The following is a 17,424-nucleotide window of genomic DNA, read 5'->3' as shown; positions in this document are numbered from 1 at the left end:
CCCTAACTGCGTCTCCACCCTCATGACCCGCCGTCGTGTTTGGCAAAGCCCCATATCGGGCTATTCCCCGGCAGCGGTGAACGTAATGAACAGAACCGTGACGGTGGTCACCTGGTCGGTTCACAATCCTAACCACCCATGTTCCCGGTACACGAGGAGAGAACTGCCGATGAACGTAGATCCGAAGGCCGGTGACGAGGCGGCGGAGGCCGAGGCCCCACGAGCCAGACGCGACCGCACGCACTGGCTCTACATCGCGGTCATCGTCGCGGTGGTCGCCGGCGTCGTCGTCGGTCTCGTCGCTCCCGAGGTCGGCAAGAACCTCGGTGTCCTGGGCACCATGTTCGTCAGCCTCATCAAGATGATGATCGCCCCGGTCATCTTCTGCACGATCGTGTTGGGCATCGGATCGGTCCGCAAGGCCGCGACGGTCGGCAAGGTCGGAGGTCTGGCGTTCGTCTACTTCCTCATCATGTCGACGGTCGCGCTGGCGATCGGTCTGGTCGTCGGCAACCTCATCCAGCCCGGTGAAGGCCTGAACATCTCGTCGATGTCGGACAAGGGTTCCGAACTCGCCAAGGAAGCTCACGAATCGGGTGACACCCTCGACTTCATCCAGGGGATCATCCCTGAGTCGATGCTCTCGGCGCTGACCGACGGCAGCGTGCTGCAGGCGCTGTTCGTCGCGCTCCTGGTCGGCTTCGCGATCCAGGCGATGGGACGCACCGGCGAGCCGATCCTGACCGCGGTCTCCTACTTCCAGAAGCTGGTCTTCAAGGTCCTGACCATGGTCCTGTGGGTCGCGCCGATCGGCGCGTTCGGCGCCATCGCGAACGTCGTCGGCCAGACCGGATGGGCAGCGGTGCAACAACTTCTGACGCTGATGCTGGCCTTCTACCTGACCTGCCTGGTCTTCGTGTTCGGTGTGCTGGGCGTGCTGCTCCGGACCATCGCCGGTGTCTCGATCTTCCGCCTGGTGCGGTACCTGGCCCGCGAGTACCTGCTGATCTTCGCGACCTCGTCGTCGGAATCGGCCCTGCCACGACTCATCGCCAAGATGGAACACCTCGGCGTCGAGAAGACGACCGTCGGTGTCGTGGTGCCCACCGGGTACTCGTTCAACCTCGACGGCACCGCGATCTACCTGACCATGGCGTCGATCTTCATCGCCGACGCGATGGGCGACCCCCTGTCGGTCGGCGAGCAGATCGGTCTGCTCGCATTCATGATCATCGCGTCGAAGGGCGCCGCCGGCGTCAGCGGCGCGGGACTGGCGACCCTCGCCGCCGGACTCCAGGCACACCGCCCGGAGATGCTCGAGGGCGTCGGCGTGATCGTCGGTATCGACCGGTTCATGTCCGAGGCTCGTGCGGTCACCAACTTCTCCGGCAATGCGGTGGCGACTCTCCTGGTCGGTTCCTGGACCAAGACGGTGGACAAGCACCAGGTCGACGAGGTGCTGGCAGGTCGGGTCCCGTTCGATGAGTCGAACATGGTCGACGACGACCTCGACTCGACCGGGACCCGCGAGAAGGTGCTCGAGGGTTCCGCGCCGCGGTCCTGAGCACTGTCCTGAGCAGGCCCGGCCCGCGCCATCACGGCGCGGGCCGGGTCCGTCGGCCGTGACCATGGCATGATGGGTCTCGCCCCTTGATGCATCGCAATCCCGGTTCATGTCTCTCGTGACGCGCCTCAGTTCCGAAAGCTGATCCCTCCGGCGTACCTGGCAACAATCAGAAGGCCAGAGGTACGCACTCTTGTCCCTTTCAGCTGTGTCACATGCCCGTGACAACAAATTCGTGAGTTCCTACACCGAACTCGCGGCGGAGGTCCGCGCGTCAGGACTGCTGGACCGTCGACGCGGGTTCTACGTCGCCCGGATCGGATTGACCGTCCTTTCGTTCGTCGGGATCTGGACGGCGGTGATCCTGCTCGGCGACACCTGGTGGCAGATCGTGCCCGCGGCTCTGCTCGCCGTGGTGAGCACCCAGTTCGGCTTCCTCGGTCACGACGGCGCCCACCGCCAGATGTTCGCCTCCGCCGGGGCCAACGAGTGGAACGCACGGATTCTCGCCGCCGCGGGAGCCGGTCTCTCCTTCCACTGGTGGCGCAACAAGCACAACCGGCACCACAAGGCCCCCAACCAGGTGGGCACCGACCCCGACATCGCCGACGGCCCCATCGCGTTCGTGCCGACGGTGGCCGCGGAACGGACCGGCCTCTACGGCTGGTTCACCAGACACCAGGGATGGTTCTTCGTCCCGCTGCTGACACTCGAGGGGGCCGCCCTCCACGTCGCGAGCCTCCAAGGACTCGCCGCGCGCACGGCCGTGCCGCACCGGGCCGTCGAGATCGCACTGATCCTGCTGCGCCTTCTCCTCGGTGTCGCGGTTCCGTTCCTCGTGATGTCCCCCGGACTCGCCGTCGCGTTCATCGCGGTACAGCTCGCAGTGTTCGGGCTCCTGCTCGGCGGGTCGTTCGCGCCGAACCACAAGGGCATGCCGCTGGTTCCCAAGGACATGCGCGTGGACTTCCTGCGCCGACAGGTGCTGATGTCGCGCAACATCCGGGGCGGCCCGGTCACCGACTTCATGATGGGCGGGCTCAACTACCAGATCGAACACCATCTGTTCCCGAGCATGCCGCGTCCCAACCTCGCCAAGGTGCAGCCGCTGGTCCGGGCGCACTGCGCGCGTCACGGCGTGCAGTACACCGAGACCTCGCTGGTCGGGTCCTATGGCATCGTGATCCGCTACCTCAACCAGGTCGGGCTCGGGGATCGCGATCCGTTTACCTGTCCCCTGGTCCGCATGTACCGCTGACCCGGCACCCGTCCCGGCACACGTAAGACGCGAACACGAAGAAGGCCGCCCCACCCAGAGGTGGAGCGGCCTTCTTCGTGGTCTGCTGGACTAGCCTGCTGCGGCGGCGGTCGCCATCACGCGCAGCGACGCGATGAGGCCGTCGATCAGGTTGCCCTGACGGAAGCCGGTGACCGCGGCGGTCACGCCGAGTGCGGCGACGCGGTCGTTGACGCGGCTCGACACCTCGCTACCGGAGACGATGACGACGTCGCGCGTGTTCGGCGACACCGCGATCAGCGTGCCGTGGGCGGGCTCGGGAGCCTTCGCCAGGACAGCGCGGGCGCTCGCGTCGAGGTCACCGTCGAGATCGCCGATGTAGACCGAGAAGCGCACGAGAGCCTTCTCGCTCGCGGCCTTCAGGGTGTCGTCGAGAGCGATCAGGTCCTTCTTGCTGAAGGGCGGCGTCGACGGGGTGTCACCCGGGTAGCGGGCCGCCGAGATGCGTCCGCTGTTGGTGATCACGGCGCCGAGCGGAAGTTCGGCGGCCGACCGGGCCGCGACCTCTGCACTCACGTTCGCGTGCGAAACCTCACCACTTGCCACTTGCCGAGCTCCCATCAACGTCGCCGGGTTCCGCGTGCCGCGGAAGTGCCATCGGTTCGATGTCGGTGGCACTGAAGAGAAGCGGAGCATGCTCCCATTGCTGATCGAGGGTGTACTCCTTGACCTTCGGGTACTTGACCCCGTTGGAGAACACCATCGCGACAACGCAGAGCACGACAAAGAGCACCGTCACGATCGTGACTGGCACTCCGATGGGGACGATCAGGCTGTCCATGTCACCCTTTCGATGGTCGCGCCGGACCAGGCCGGTTGTCGGCACAGGTCATCGTTGATCAATCTAGCCCACATCACACGGCCCGGTGCAGCGACCCCTACAGCGCGTCGTAGACAGTTCTCGGCGGCAACCCCCGGCGTGTCCACGCGCCTCACGCGGCACCCGCGTCGATGTACTGCATCCAGGCCGGATCGATGTCCTTGACGGCGGCGATGAGTCCCCAGTGCCGGCCTTTCGGTGCGACCGGACGGGTCCGTAGCGTCCAGCCCAGCTCGCTGAGCAGGCGGTCGGCCTTGCGGTGGTTGCACGACGTGCAGCACGCCACACAGTTCTCCCAGTTGTGCGCGCCTCCCCGGCTGCGTGGCACGACGTGGTCGATGGTGGTGGCGGGTTTGCCGCAGTATCCGCAGCGGAACCGGTCCCGATGCATCAGCGCCGCCCGGGTCATCGGCACGGTCGCACGGTATGGGACCCGCACATAGTTGCGCAGACGGATCACCGTCGGCACCGGGACCTCCGTCGCAGCCGAGTGGAACGCTCCCCCGGACTCGTCGGCGTGGACCATGTCGGCGCGTCCACGCAGGATCAGGACGACGGCTCGGCGGATGGTGACCGCACTGAGCGGCTCGTAGGTGGCGTTGAGCAGCAGCACCCGGCGGCGCGTCCGCGACCGTGGACCGCCCGGCGGCGAGGCGGCACCGCCGTGCAGCCTCGTCACCTCGCCCGTCTTGTGATGTGACCGGTGCGTCATTCGCCCTCCCGCCGGATCGGCGTGAACAGGTTGACCTGCACAAGTTCACCACGGACACCGATCTCGTGCACGGAAAATCCGCGGCAGGACACCCCGTCGGGGACCCACCGGCGGCACGCGACGTTGAGGCACCCCTCGGTCGTAGGGACAATGGCGGCTGTGACTGGCGAATCCGGCAACTCCCCCGACCCGGCCCCGCGGAGCTTCTACGAGGAGATCGGCGGCGCGGAGACGTTCCGACGACTCACCGAGGTCTTCTACACCGAGGTGGCGAAGGACGAGGTGCTCCGCCCGCTGTATCCCGAGGAGGATCTCGGTCCCGCCGAACGGCGCCTACGGATGTTCCTCGAGCAGTATTGGGGCGGTCCGCGGACCTACTCCGAGGAGCGCGGCCACCCGAGGCTGCGCATGCGCCACAACCCCTACCGCGTCGGCCCGATCGAGCGCGACGCCTGGCTGCGGTGCATGCACACCGCGATCGCCTCGATCGACGACGACACCCTGGACCCACCGCATCGGCAGGCACTCGTCGACTACATGGAGATGGCCGCCCAGTCGATGATGAACTCCCCGATCTGAGATCCGCGGATACCCTCTGCTTTTCGGCACCCGAACATTCGACACGCCCACGACGCGCCGATTGACCAGGATTTCTCGCCGAAAACTCAGGTAGGGCAGAATGACCACGGTGAGCGATGAGACACCAGATGTTGTCCCCGCCGAGCCATCTGACGGGGGTCAGACCGACGGCGCACACACCGACGTACCGGAGACCACGGGTACCGAGGGCAACGTGAGTGACTTGTCGGGAGACACCCCCGAGATCGCCGGAGACGCATCGGATGCCGAGACCGGCGACGCCGTGAGCGCCGTTCCCACCGAGGACGCGGCAGCAGCCGACGATCCCGAAATCGACGATCGCGCAACCACAGACACCGAGGCCGTCGACCCGGAAGTCGTCGATCCCGCGACGACCGACCCGGAGGCCCTCGACGACGAGGCCATCGAGGCCGAGGCGGATGCCGAACTCGACCCGGACGCCGATCTCATCCCGGATGCCGAAACCGCCGCCGCACGAATCGAACCGGCCACCGTGTCGGTGCCACAGCTGGATCCGACCGACACCACGTGGTGGAAGTCCGCGGTCTTCTACCAGATCTATCCGCGGTCGTTCTGCGACGCGAACGGCGACGGCGTCGGCGACCTCGCCGGTGTCATCGGCAAACTCGGATATCTCGAACTGCTGGGCATCGACGCGATCTGGCTCAGCCCCATCATGACCTCCCCGATGGCCGACCACGGATACGACGTGGCCGATCCGCGCGACATCGACCCGCTCTTCGGCGATCTCGCCACCTTCGACGCCCTCATCGCCGAGGCCCACGCCCGCGACATCCGGGTGACGATGGACCTCGTCCCCAACCACACCAGCGATCAGCACGAGTGGTTCCAGGCCGCGCTCGCCGCCGGCCCGGGCAGTCCGGAACGCGACCGGTACATCTTCCGCGACGGTCGCGGTGAGAACGGCGACGAGCCACCGAACAACTGGCACAGCATCTTCGGCGGGCCGTCGTGGACCAGGGTCACCGAGGCCGACGGCAGTCCCGGCCAGTGGTACCTCCACATCTTCGCCGCCGAGCAGCCCGACCTGAACTGGGAGAACCCCGAGGTCTTCGAAGATCTCGAGAAGACACTGCGGTTCTGGCTCGATCGCGGGGTCGACGGGTTCCGGATCGACGTCGCGCACGGGATGGCCAAGCCCGCCGACCTGCCCGACATGGATCTGACCAAGACCGCGCTGCTCTCCAACGACGACGATGATCCGCGGTTCAACAACTATGCGGTGCACGACATCCACCGCAAGATCCGCAAGGTTCTCGACGAGTACCCGGGCGCCGCGAACGTCGGCGAGATCTGGGTGAACGACAACGAGCGGTTCGCCGAGTACCTGCGCCCCGACGAACTGCATCTGGGTTTCAATTTCCGTCTCGCCAAGGCCCCATTCGACGCCGAGGCCGTCCGCGAGGCCATCGAGAACTCCCTCGACGCGGTCCTGTCGGTGTCCGGGACGCCCACCTGGACGCTGTCGAACCATGACGTCACACGTGAGGTGACCCGGTACGCCCCCGTCGACCCCGCGACCGGCGAACTCGATCTCGCACGCGGGACGCGCCGCGCCCGGGCGATGCTCGTCGTCGAGATGGCCCTGCCCGGTTCGATCTTCCTCTACAACGGTTCCGAACTCGGCCTGCCCAACGTCGACGACCTCCCCGAAGAGGCCCTCCAGGATCCGGTGTGGGAGCGGTCGGGTCACACCGAACGCGGCCGCGACGGATGTCGAGTGCCGCTGCCGTGGCAGGGCACCGAGCCGCCTTTCGGTTTCAGCTCATCGGCCGACACCTGGCTCCCGATGCCGGAGTCGTGGCGGTCGCTGACCGCCGAGGTACAGCTCGAAGACGTCGGCTCGATGCTGTCGCTGTACCGGGCGGCCATCGAATTGCGTTACGACCGAACAGAATTCGCCGGCGACTCGATCGACTGGTACGAGGCACCCCAGGGTTGCCTGGCATTCCGGCGGTCGGAAGGCTTCCTGATCTGCGCGCTGAACGCCGGCGAGGTCCCGGTGCCGCTGCCGCCGGGCGAGCTCATCCTGATCAGTTCGCCTCTGGTGGACGGCATGCTGCCGCCGGACGCCGCCGCCTGGCTGGTCTGAGGACTCCTAGAGCACTGTGACCGACAGGTCGCGGTGACGCCGCTGGTACACCGACCCGTATCGGGCGTCGACCCGAATCCAGGCCGCGGACAAGCGGATCCGGACCGGCTCGGCGGCGTCGATGTCCTCGACCGGCGAGCTCTCGGTGACCGCGCGCCCGTCGCGGTCGCGGATGAAACCCATTCCGGTCAAGGCGAAGAGCGACCGCATGGTGACCGCCGCGCGCAGCGCGCCGTCCTCGGTCGAGACCTCGAGCACGTCCTGGTCGAGGACACCCGTGGCGGGTCCGTGAGCACTTCCCTCCTCTCGCGCCACGCGGGCACCGTCGCGCGCCAGGCCGACGATGCTGCGCGCGGGCACATCATCGACGTGCCGGTAGCCGACGGACGCGGGAAGTGCACCGCGCCAGGCGGAGTCGAGGGAGAATCCGGGATCGATCGGTTCGCCCGCAGGAGCCGCGGCGAGCGCGGAGTGCAGCGATGCGGCGTCGCAGACGATGTCGGCAGGTGCCACCCGCCCGGAGACCGCACGGGTCGCGAGCACCTCGAATCCGGTGTGCGTCCAGAGTCCGACGAGTCCGTCCGAGCGGGCGATGACGCGCACGACGGCGGCGTCGTCGAGCCGTTGGGCATGGGCGAGGAAGGCCGACGCGTTGGAACGATCGGACTCCGCGATCTGGATGAACCGTTCCATCAGCGCGGGTTCGCAGACGTGTCGTCGGCGCGGCGGAAGGAGTTCAGATACTCCTTCTGTTCCGGGGTGAGTCGGGCGATGCGCTGCCCGGCGACATCGAAGGCGACGAGTTGAGTGCTGGCGACGACCGCCGGTTTCGAGGCGGGATCGGCCCCGGCCGCGCGGACCTCGTAGCCGACGGTGAAGTCGACGGCGCGCAGGCGCTCGACGAACATGGTCACCTCGATGGGCCCCTCGGAGTGCCGCAGCTGTGCCTGGTACTTCACGTGGAGGTCGGCCACGAGGCAGCCGTCCCGCAGCGGCGCGGTGGGCCGACCGTCGAGGAACAGCCACGGGATGCGCGCCTCCTCGAGCAGCGTGACCATCCGGGCGTGGTTGATGTGCTGGTAGACATCCATGTCCGACCATCGCACCGGGACCTTCACCACGTAGCCGGCAGCTGTTGCGGTCCCCGAGTCCTCGTTGAGCACGTGCGTTCCATCCCCTGTCGATCCGGATCTGCTGGTACGACGCCGGGCGCCGCGAGATCAACCCTACGCACGACGGGCACCGAGACCTCGGACGGGCGACGAGCGACCTCGATCGGCTCAGGCGGGACCGACCTCGACCCGCACGCCGTTGAGGACGACGGTCCCCGAGAGCGGGTCGAGCCGTGCCCCGTCGTTGAGGAGGTTCACGTTGACGCCCGGTTCGGCGGCCGCCACGGACAGCCGGGACTGTGCGTCGTCGTGACCCCAGCCGTGCGGCATCGAGGCGACGCCGGGCTTGATGTCGGTGGTGATCTCCACCGGGACGGTCAGCGATCCGCCCGCTCCGCGGACCGTCGCGATGCCGTCGATGCCCAGTCGCGTCGCATCGTCCGGGTGCATCTGCAGGGTGCATCGGTTCGTGCCGCCGGTGAGAGCGGGGAGGTTGTGCATCCAGCTGTTGTTGGACCGCAGGTGCCGGCGCCCGACGAGGAGCAACGACCGGTCGCCCGTCGGGTGTCCGGCGTCGACCGCGACGCGCAGCCGGGCGAGATCCCCGATCAGCGGGTCCGGTGCCAGCTCGACCTTTCCCGACGGGGTGCGGAGCACGCCGGGCAGCCGCGGCCGCATCGGCCCGAGGTCGATGCCGTGCGGGGCGGCCAGCAGATCGGCGAACGTCAGGCCCTCCCGTGCACCGAAACCGTCGCCGTACGCGCCGAGGCGCAGCATCATGTCCAGGCGGCGCTGATGGCCCGGCGCATCGGGCAACATCGCCACCAGCGTCTCGGTGTCGCGCCCGGCGACCGGTGAATGCGGGTCGGTCACCTCCTTGGCCAGGGTCGCGGCGATGACCTGCTCGTCGACCAGGCCCGGATCGGCGTCGACGCCCACCCCGGAGAGTCCGAGGATCAGGCGGCACACGATGTCGATCTCGTCGGGTCGGCCGTCGGGCAGCGGAAGGACGCGCGACGAGTAGCGGGCGTTCGCGCGTACCGCGAGGTTGTTGAGGATCGCGTCGAAGTGCGGGCTCTGGGAGGGGCGCGGTGGCGGCAGGATGACATCGGCGTGCCGGGTGGTCTCGTTCAGATAGGGGTCGACGCACACGACGATGTCGGCGGCATCGAGCGCAGTGGCCAGGCGGCTGCCGTTGGGCGCCGACAGCACGGGGTTGCCCGCGACCGTGACCAGTGCCCGCAGCTGCCCTTCGCCGGGCGTCTCGAACTCCTCGGCCATCGCCACGGCGGGCAACTCCCCCGCGACCTCGGGATGTCCCGATACCCGGCTGCGCCAGCGGCCGGTCCGGAATCCGCGCCCCGGCCGGGCCGGCCTGGGTGCGGGGGCTGTCGGCGCCGTCGGGAACATCACCCCACCCGGCCGGTCGAGGTTGCCGGTGAGGACGTTGACCACGTCGACGAGCCAGCTGCCGAGGGTTCCGAACTCGACGACGGTGGTGCCCAGACGGCCGTAGACCGCCGCCGACGGCGCCGCCGCGATCTCACGGGCGAGCGCGCGGATGTCCTCGGCCGGCACATCGCAGTACGGGGCCACCCTCTCGGGCGTGAGATCGGTTATGCCGTTGCGCAATTCGTCGACACCTTGCACGTGGGGCGCGATGCCGCCGAGGTCGTCGGCGACCAGCCCCTCGTCGAACAGGCAGGTGACGATGGCGGCCAGCAACGCGGCATCGGTTCCGGGGCGCGGTGCGAGGTGGGTGTCTGCCAGACGGGCGGTGCGGGTGCGCGCCGGGTCGATGACCGTGAGCTGCCCGCCGCGACTCCGGAGGGCGTTCAGCTTGCCGGGGAAGTTCGCGGCGGTGGCCATACTCCCGTTGGAGACAACGGGATTCGCGCCGATGATCACCAGGTGATCGGTGCGGTCGAGATCGGGAACCGCGAAGGTCCCGGCGTGACCGAACAGGTATCCCGACGCCGCCTGCTTGGGCATCTGGTCGAGAGTGCCCGCGCTGAACACGTTGCGGGTGCCGATCGCCCGCGCGAGCAGCGGTGCGTACATGGTGCCCGCAATGGTGTGCGCCGACGGGTTGCCGAGATAGAAACCGACCGACGATCCGCCGTGGGCGTCGATGACCGCGCGCAGACGAGTGACGGCCTCGTGGAGCGCCTCGTCCCAGTCGACCTCGACGAACCGTCCGTCCCGCTTGATCAGCGGGTGTTCGAGACGGTCCGGGTCGTTGTCGAGCTGTGGGAAGCTCGCCCCCTTCGGGCAGATGTAGCCGTGACTGAACACGTCGTCGGCGTCGCCGCGGGCACCGGTCACGTGTCCACGCAGGTGCCCGTCTCCCACGGCGTATTCGTCGATCGGGCCGCCGTGGGTGTCGACGACGAGGGTCAAGCCGCAGGTCGCTTCGCAGAGCGGGCAGATTCGCGGTGCCGTACGCGTCATGAGCCCAGGCTAGGCCCGGGCATCGGGTCGGCGGGGCCGAAACGGATCACGGGCCGAAGCGCGTCAGCGGATCACACTCCGGAGTTGTCGTGCCGCGACCGACAGCGTCGCGAGGTCGAGGGTCCCGGTCTCCTCGATCTCCCCGAGGACGCTGCGGAGGCGACTGAGCCGGTTCGACTGGGAGGACTCCCATTCGGCGATCTTCTCGTCGCTCGACTCGTCGGGTTCGCTGACCTCGAGGATCTTGAGGGTGAGCGCACGTAGCGCGCCGTGCATGTCGTCGCGGAGCGCCAGTCGGGCGAGCGCGTGCCAGCGGTCGCCGTAGTCCAGGTTCGACACCGCGGTGAGCAGTCCCTCGAGTCCGAAGTGCTCCATCACCGCGAAGTAGAGGTCGCCGACCTCTTCGGGATCGCGGTCGGAGATCTCCGCGGCGTCGATGATGTCGAGGAGGCAGAACCGGTGGAGGCTGACGGCCACCGTCCGGGCCAGGCCGTCGGGGACCCCCTCGTCGACGTAGGCACGCACGCGATCGGCGATGTCCTTCGCGGAGCTCTTCCCCAGCCAGCCGTCGACAGCCGCGGACAGCTGGGTGATCCGATCGGAGTAGCGGGTGATCTCGGCGGCCAGGGCGAGCGGCTGCGGGCGGAACGCGAGCAGCCACCGCGACGCCCGGAACAGCAGCCGGCGGGCATACAGCATCATCCCGTCGACGACCTCGGCCGGCGCCGGTGCGTGCCGGATGCTCTCGAAGACGTCGCCCATGCCGAAGATCCGGTTGGACACGACGTAGGCGCGGACACCTTCTTCCGTGGTGCACCCGGCGCCCTCGCTCAACCGGAACAGGTGCGTCATCCCGGCGTGATCGATGACGTCGTTGACGAGGGTCGTCGTGACGATCTGACGCCGCAGCCGGTGGGAGTTGATCTGCTCTCCGTACGTCTCGCGCAGAGCTTCCGGGAAGTAGCGGGCGACGCGTGGCGCGAACACATCGTTGTCGGGGAGATCGCTGGCCAGCAGATCCGACTTCGCCTCGAGTTTGACGTGCGCCATCAGGGTCGCGAACTCCGGCGAGGTGAGCCCACGGTGCAACTCCCCGTCGAACCGCTTGCGGAGTGCACGCGCCTGCGGGAGGGCTTCGAGCTCGAGATCGACGCCGCGTTCTCGTGACAGCTGGTCGAGCATCCGGGCATGGACCTCCACGCGCGTGAGCTCGAAGGTGCGGCAGAAGCCCAACTCGGAGTTCTGCGAGATGTTGTCCGCGAGAACGAGATCGGCGACGTCATCGGTCATCGACTCGAGCAGCGGATTGCGATCGTCGGGGTCGAGTGCGCCGCCCGACACCGCGGAATCGAGCAGGATCTTGATGTTGACCTCGTGGTCGGAGCAGTCGACGCCGGCCGAGTTGTCGAGTGCATCGGTGTTGATCCGGCCACCGGCGAGGTCGTATTCGATCCGCCCCCGTTCGGTGGCCCCGAGGTTGCCGCCCTCCCCGATCACCTTGGCGCGCACCTGATCACCGTCGACGCGGATCGCATCGTTGGACTTGTCGCCGACATCTCCGTGGGTCTCCGTGGACGCCTTGATGTACGTGCCGATCCCGCCGTTCCAGAGCAGGTCGACCGGCGCGAGGAGGATCGCCCGGATCAGTTCGGGCGGCGAGAGTTCGTCGACCCCCTCCTCGATGCCGAGCGCGGCCGCCATCTCCGCACTGACGGGGATCGCCTTGCGGTCGCGGGACCACACCCCGCCGCCCACGCCGATCAGATCGGTGTCGTAGTCGGCCCACGACGATCGCGGCAACTCGAACAGCCGGCGGCGTTCGCGGTAGGACCTGTCGGCGACGGGGTCCGGGTCGACGAAGATGTGCCGGTGGTCGAAGGCGGCGACGAGCCGGATGTGCTCGCTGAGCAGCATGCCGTTGCCGAACACGTCGCCGCTCATGTCGCCGATGCCGACAACGGTGAAGTCTTGCGTCTGGGTGTCGACGCCCATCTCCCGGAAGTGTCGTTTGACCGATTCCCAGGCACCGCGGGCGGTGATGCCCATGGCCTTGTGGTCATAACCGGCCGAGCCGCCCGAGGCGAACGCGTCACCGAGCCAGAAGCCGTACGACTGTGACACCTCGTTGGCGATGTCGGAGAACGCCGCAGTGCCCTTGTCGGCCGCGACCACCAGGTAGGTGTCGTCCTCGTCGAGGCGGACCACACCGCGGGCCGGGATGACCTCGCCGGTCGAGCGGTCGATGTTGTCGGTGACGTCGAGCAGACCGGAGATGAACTGCCGGTAGCAGGCGATCCCCTCCGCGCGCTGCGCATCCCGGTCGGCTGCAACGTCACCCGTCGGCGCCGGCGGACGTTTGACGACGAATCCGCCCTTCGCGCCGAGCGGGACGATGACAGCGTTCTTGACGGCCTGCGCCTTCACCAGACCGAGGATCTCGGTACGGAAATCCTCCTTCCGATCCGACCATCGCAACCCGCCGCGCGCCACCGCACCGAACCGCAGGTGGACGCCCTCGACCCGAGGCGAGTACACGAAGATCTCGTGCAGCGGACGGGGTTCGGGGGTCTGCGGGATCTCGCGGGGCCGGAGCTTGAACGAGATCACGGGGCGATGCTCGCCATCCCGGTCGCCGACCTTCACGAAGTAGTTCGTCCGTGACGTCGCGGTCATGACGGCGGCGAAAGCGGACACGATGCGATCGGCGTCGAGGCTCAGCACCGTCCCGATGTCGGTCCGGAGTTGCTCGCTCACCCGCTCGCGCCGTTCGGGATCGGCGGCGGCCGGGTCGAAGGAGGCCACGAACAGATCGACCAGTCCGCGCGTGATCTGCAGATGACGGCCGAGCACATTCGCGACATGGGCTGTGCTATAAGAGAATCCACATTGCCTCAGGTACTGCCCGTAGGCGCGGAGCATCGCCGCCGACCGCCAGTCCAGACCGCAGCGGATGATCAGCTCGTTGTAGTCGTCGACCTCCGCTGCGGCGAGCCAGATCTGACGGAACGCCTCGGTGAAGCGCTCCTCGAGGTCGTCGGCATGGTCGAGGTCCACCGACATCCCCGCGGCGAGTTGCACGATGAACTCATAGGCCCAGCAGACGGTGTCGTCGGACCGTCGGATCTCGTACGGATGTTCTTCGAGAACGTCGAGGCCGAGACTGTGCAGCACAGGTAGGACGTCGGTGAGGGTCGCCGACTCCCCGCAGAGGTAGAGGGTGAACCGCCAGCGGTGGTGGTCGCCCGGTCCGCGCTCCTCGGTGGCGTCCAGTGTCACCGCCAGCGCACCCGGTTCGAGAGGGACGACGTGGATCAGGTCCTCGAGGGCGTCCCCGGGTTCGCGTATCTCCTTGTAGTCGTCGGAAAGTGAGGGCAATTGCCGCAGCAGGAGTTCCGGCCCGCCGGCGATCGATCCGGAACGATCACCCAGGTTCGCGGCAAGTTCCCGGACACGTTCGTCCCATCCGCGGATCGCCGCCGCGAGGGCCGCCTGCATACGCGCATGCGCGGGCGATCCGGTGTCCACCGATCCGAGTTCCGATGCGGCGCCCGGTTCGATACAGACCAGCACCTGTAGGAGCGCGAGCGGCATCTCGCTCACGCGCGCCGTGTATTCGAGTGCGCTGCCGTGCAATTCGTCCATGAGGGCGCGTTCGAGGGCGAGCCGGCTCTGGGTGTTGTAGCGATCCCGGGGTAGATAGATGAGGGCGACCGCGGTCTTGCCGTCGGCGTTGGTTCGCACGAACAGGCGCAACGACCGGGTGGCGACCGCGTCGAGCATCTCGGTGACGCGGCGGGTGAGTTCGTCGGTGGTGGAGGCGAACATCTCCACCACCGGATAGTTCTGCAGCAGCTCGATCATGGACTGCCCCGCGAAGGAGTCCTCGTCGACGCCGGCCCGGGCGAGCACGTCGCGCACCTTGGTGCGCAGCACCGGGACGTCGAGCACGGTCTGGTGCAGACCTGAGGAGGTGAGCGTACCGAGGAACCGGTGCTCACCGTCGTAGTTCCCGTGCGAATCGAAAGCCGGAACCTGAAGCAGCACGGGAAAATTCGACCGTTGTATGCCGGTTGCGACGTAGACCCGGCTCGCTCGCGGGAGCAGTGGACGCGTGGTCACCGCCGGGAAGTCCCGGTTGATGGAGTCGGTGCGCCAGACACCCAGCCGCTCGTCGCCGTCCCGGACGCCGTCGGTGCCGACCCGGGTGTAGCCGAGTGGGTGGAAGTGGTTCCCGGCGAACCATTCGAGGAGTTTGGCGTACTCGTAGCGGTCGGTGTTGCGGATGCCGGTGGACTCGCGCACCGGCGCCACCGACAGGTCGGCGGCGCAGGATGTCATCCGCGACCGCATGCGGGCGGCGTCGTGGTCGACGTCGCCCACCCGGAACACGACTTCGAGAAGATCCGCACGAAGTGCCTCCGGGTCGACGCCGGGATGTCCGGCGAGCCCGCCGACGAAGATCCAGGATTCCCAGGCGGCACCGGGCCCGTCGTCGATCGCCTCGAGCCGGCCGTCGGTGTCGCGTTGCACCGGCATGACCGGATGGTCCATGCGGTCGATGGCGAGGTCGTGGGCCTCGACGGTCGCGAGGACCGCCTCCACGAGCATCGGCATGTCGTCGTTGACGACGACGATCTCGACCGCGCCGCCCTCGTCGACGGCGACCTCGACCAGCGCCTGACCGGGATCGCGCCGGATCGCGACGTCAAGGTGACGCATCACCTGCTCGGCGGCGCTGTCCGCCCCGGAGCCTTCGGCCCGGGACTTGAAGTAGTGGTTCACCGCGTCCGGCACGAGTGACGTCACATCGCCGATGCTAGTCACCCGTGCCGGACGGGTCGGTATTAATCGCGGGTGAGTTTGCGGTGGGTCACCCGGTGCGGACGTGCCGCGTCGGCGCCGAGGCGCTCGACCTTGTTCGCCTCATATGCCTCGAAGTTGCCCTCGAACCAGAACCACTTCCCTTCCTCGACGTTGCCCTCCCACGCCAGGATGTGGGTACAGGTGCGGTCGAGGAACCAGCGGTCGTGGCTGATGACCACGGCACAGCCGGGGAAGTTCTCGAGCGCGTTCTCCAGCGAACCGAGGGTCTCGACGTCGAGGTCGTTGGTCGGCTCGTCGAGCAGGATCAGGTTGCCGCCCTCTTTCAGGGTCAGTGCGAGGTTCAGGCGGTTGCGCTCACCACCGGAGAGCACCTCGGCCTTCTTCTGCTGATCCGGGCCCTTGAAACCGAAGGCGCTGACGTAGGCGCGCGACGGCATCTCGTTCTGCCCGACCTCGATGAAGTCGAGCCCGTCGGAGACGACCTCCCACACGTTCTTCTTGGGGTCGATGTTGGCGCGCGTCTGGTCGACGTAGCTCAACTTGACCGTCTCGCCGACCTTGACGGTGCCCGAGTCGGGCTCCTCGAGACCCACGATGGTCTTGAACAGCGTGGTCTTACCGACACCGTTGGGGCCGATGACGCCGACGATGCCGTTGCGCGGCAGCGTGAAGGACAGGTCCTTGATGAGGACGCGGCCCTCGAAGCCCTTGTCGAGGTGGGAGACCTCGACCACCACATCGCCGAGACGGGGCGGCGTCGGGATCTGGATCTCCTCGAAGTCGAGCTTCCGCGTCTTCTCGGCCTCCGCGGCCATCTCCTCGTAGCGGGCCAGGCGGGCCTTGTTCTTGGTCTGGCGGGCCTTGGAACCCGAACGGACCCAGGCGAGCTCTTCCTTGAGGCGCTTCTGCAGCTTCTGGTCCTTCTTGCCCTGGACCTCGAGACGCTCGGCCTTCTTCTCGAGGTAGGTGGAGTAGTTGCCCTCGTAGGGGTGCAGCTTGCCGCGGTCGACCTCACAGATCCAGCCGGCGACGTGGTCGAGGAAGTACCGGTCGTGGGTCACGGCCAGGACGGCGCCCGGGTAGGAGGCGAGGAACTGCTCGAGCCACAGCACCGACTCGGCGTCGAGGTGGTTGGTGGGCTCGTCGAGGAGCAGCAGGTCGGGCTTCTGCAGCAGCAACTTGCACAGTGCGACGCGGCGTCGCTCACCACCGGACAGGTGGGTGACCGGCGAGTCGGCGGGCGGGCAGCGCAGGGCGTCCATGGCCTGCTCGAGCTGCGAGTCGAGGTCCCAGGCGTCGGCGTTGTCCAGGTCCTCCTGGAGTTTGCCCATCTCCTCCATCAGCTCGTCGGAGTAGTCGGTGGCCAGCAGTTCGGCGATCTCGTTGAAGCGGTCGAGCTTCACCTTGATCTCGCCCATGCCCTCTTCGACGTTCTCCTTGACCGTCTTCTCCTCGTTGAGGGGCGGCTCCTGGAGCAGGATGCCGACGGTCGCCTCGGGGTCGAGGAAGGCCTCGCCGTTCGACGGCTGGTCGAGGCCGGCCATGATCTTCAGGATCGACGACTTACCTGCACCGTTGGGACCGACGACGCCGATCTTGGCGCCCGGGTAGAAGGACATGGTGACGTCATCGAGGATGACCTTGTCGCCGTGCGCCTTGCGCACCTTTTTCATGGTGTAGATGAACTCAGCCACGTGAAAACTCCTTCGGACCTGCTCGATGCGGGGATGTCAGCAATTAGAGATGCTCTGGCGCACGCACGGTCGGTGCGCATACATGGGTCCCAGCCTAGTGGTCGGCCCGTATGGACTCGTCGCCCGGTGACCCTGCCCGCGGATCGTCGGTGCTCATTTCGCCGGATATGGCACAAGATGTGCGATCTGTCGCAACAATGGATTCTTGTCGGCCGGAGCCGACGCGGGTCGATCGGC

Annotated in this window: 12 protein-coding genes; 4 read left to right on the top strand and 8 right to left on the bottom strand. The window is 67.6% G+C overall.

All coding sequences use genetic code 11. The annotated features are described in order from the left end of the window. Positions 1-169 precede the first annotated feature (169 nt). Together GONAM_RS10570 and GONAM_RS10565 are read left to right on the top strand one after the other, a co-directional pair. On the top strand, positions 170-1,564 hold the full coding sequence (locus GONAM_RS10570) for a C4-dicarboxylate transporter DctA (protein WP_006866761.1): 1,395 nt from the start codon (positions 170-172) through the stop codon (positions 1,562-1,564). A gap of 193 nt (positions 1,565-1,757) precedes the next feature. Further along, positions 1,758-2,822 carry a fatty acid desaturase family protein gene (locus tag GONAM_RS10565; protein WP_006866760.1) on the top strand — a complete coding sequence of 355 codons (1,065 nt, stop codon included), beginning with the start codon at positions 1,758-1,760 and terminating at the stop codon, positions 2,820-2,822. A 90-nt stretch (positions 2,823-2,912) separates the two neighbouring features. Here the strand turns inward: GONAM_RS10565 and GONAM_RS10560 are convergent, their stop codons facing one another. The 3 genes from GONAM_RS10560 to GONAM_RS10550 all read right to left on the bottom strand — a co-directional run bounded on the left by GONAM_RS10560 (position 2,913) and on the right by GONAM_RS10550 (position 4,393). Next, positions 2,913-3,407: a DUF5130 domain-containing protein gene (locus tag GONAM_RS10560; RefSeq protein WP_006866759.1), complete on the bottom strand. Its 495-nt coding sequence runs from the start codon at positions 3,405-3,407 to the stop codon at positions 2,913-2,915. Continuing rightward, positions 3,394-3,642 carry an aa3-type cytochrome oxidase subunit CtaJ gene (gene ctaJ, locus GONAM_RS10555; RefSeq protein WP_006866758.1) on the bottom strand — a complete coding sequence of 83 codons (249 nt, stop codon included), beginning with the start codon at positions 3,640-3,642 and terminating at the stop codon, positions 3,394-3,396. The genes GONAM_RS10560 and ctaJ overlap by 14 nt, the downstream gene beginning before the upstream one ends. 151 nt (positions 3,643-3,793) lie before the next feature. Continuing rightward, the gene (locus GONAM_RS10550) at positions 3,794-4,393 is read right to left on the bottom strand and encodes an HNH endonuclease (RefSeq protein ID WP_006866757.1); all 600 of its coding nucleotides are present in this window, start codon (positions 4,391-4,393) and stop codon (positions 3,794-3,796) included. A 150-nt stretch (positions 4,394-4,543) separates the two neighbouring features. Here GONAM_RS10550 and GONAM_RS10545 point away from each other — a divergent pair, with 150 nt between their 5' ends. After that, positions 4,544-4,972, top strand: coding sequence for a globin (locus GONAM_RS10545; RefSeq protein WP_040536040.1), 429 nt, complete (start codon positions 4,544-4,546; stop codon positions 4,970-4,972). A gap of 100 nt (positions 4,973-5,072) precedes the next feature. After that, complete coding sequence (locus GONAM_RS10540) at positions 5,073-7,106, top strand: glycoside hydrolase family 13 protein (RefSeq protein ID WP_006866754.1); 2,034 nt, start codon at positions 5,073-5,075, stop codon at positions 7,104-7,106. Positions 7,107-7,112: 6 nt separating this feature from the next. Here GONAM_RS10540 and GONAM_RS10535 read toward each other — a convergent pair whose 3' ends face one another. From GONAM_RS10535 to ettA, 5 genes are all read right to left on the bottom strand, one after another. Further along, positions 7,113-7,799, bottom strand: coding sequence for a DUF8010 domain-containing protein (locus GONAM_RS10535; protein WP_006866753.1), 687 nt, complete (start codon positions 7,797-7,799; stop codon positions 7,113-7,115). After that, the gene (locus tag GONAM_RS10530) at positions 7,799-8,269 is read right to left on the bottom strand and encodes an acyl-CoA thioesterase (RefSeq protein WP_006866752.1); all 471 of its coding nucleotides are present in this window, start codon (positions 8,267-8,269) and stop codon (positions 7,799-7,801) included. Before GONAM_RS10530 ends, GONAM_RS10535 begins: the two co-directional genes overlap by 1 nt. 117 nt (positions 8,270-8,386) lie before the next feature. Beyond that, positions 8,387-10,669 carry a molybdopterin-dependent oxidoreductase gene (locus tag GONAM_RS10525; protein WP_040536037.1) on the bottom strand — a complete coding sequence of 761 codons (2,283 nt, stop codon included), beginning with the start codon at positions 10,667-10,669 and terminating at the stop codon, positions 8,387-8,389. A gap of 63 nt (positions 10,670-10,732) precedes the next feature. After that, positions 10,733-15,475 (bottom strand): NAD-glutamate dehydrogenase, encoded by a 4,743-nt coding sequence (locus GONAM_RS10520; RefSeq protein ID WP_040536035.1) that lies wholly within the window; start codon positions 15,473-15,475, stop codon positions 10,733-10,735. Positions 15,476-15,513: 38 nt separating this feature from the next. After that, entirely contained in the window at positions 15,514-17,187 is a 1,674-nt protein-coding gene (gene ettA, locus GONAM_RS10515) for an energy-dependent translational throttle protein EttA (protein ID WP_006866749.1), read from the bottom strand. Positions 17,188-17,424 lie beyond the last annotated feature (237 nt).

It is taken from the genome of Gordonia namibiensis NBRC 108229, assembly GCF_000298235.1.
Classification (GTDB): Bacteria; Actinomycetota; Actinomycetes; order Mycobacteriales; family Mycobacteriaceae; genus Gordonia; species Gordonia namibiensis.
The sequence above is the reverse complement of the archived record's forward strand: the minus strand, read 5'-3'. Positions and strand labels throughout refer to the sequence as shown.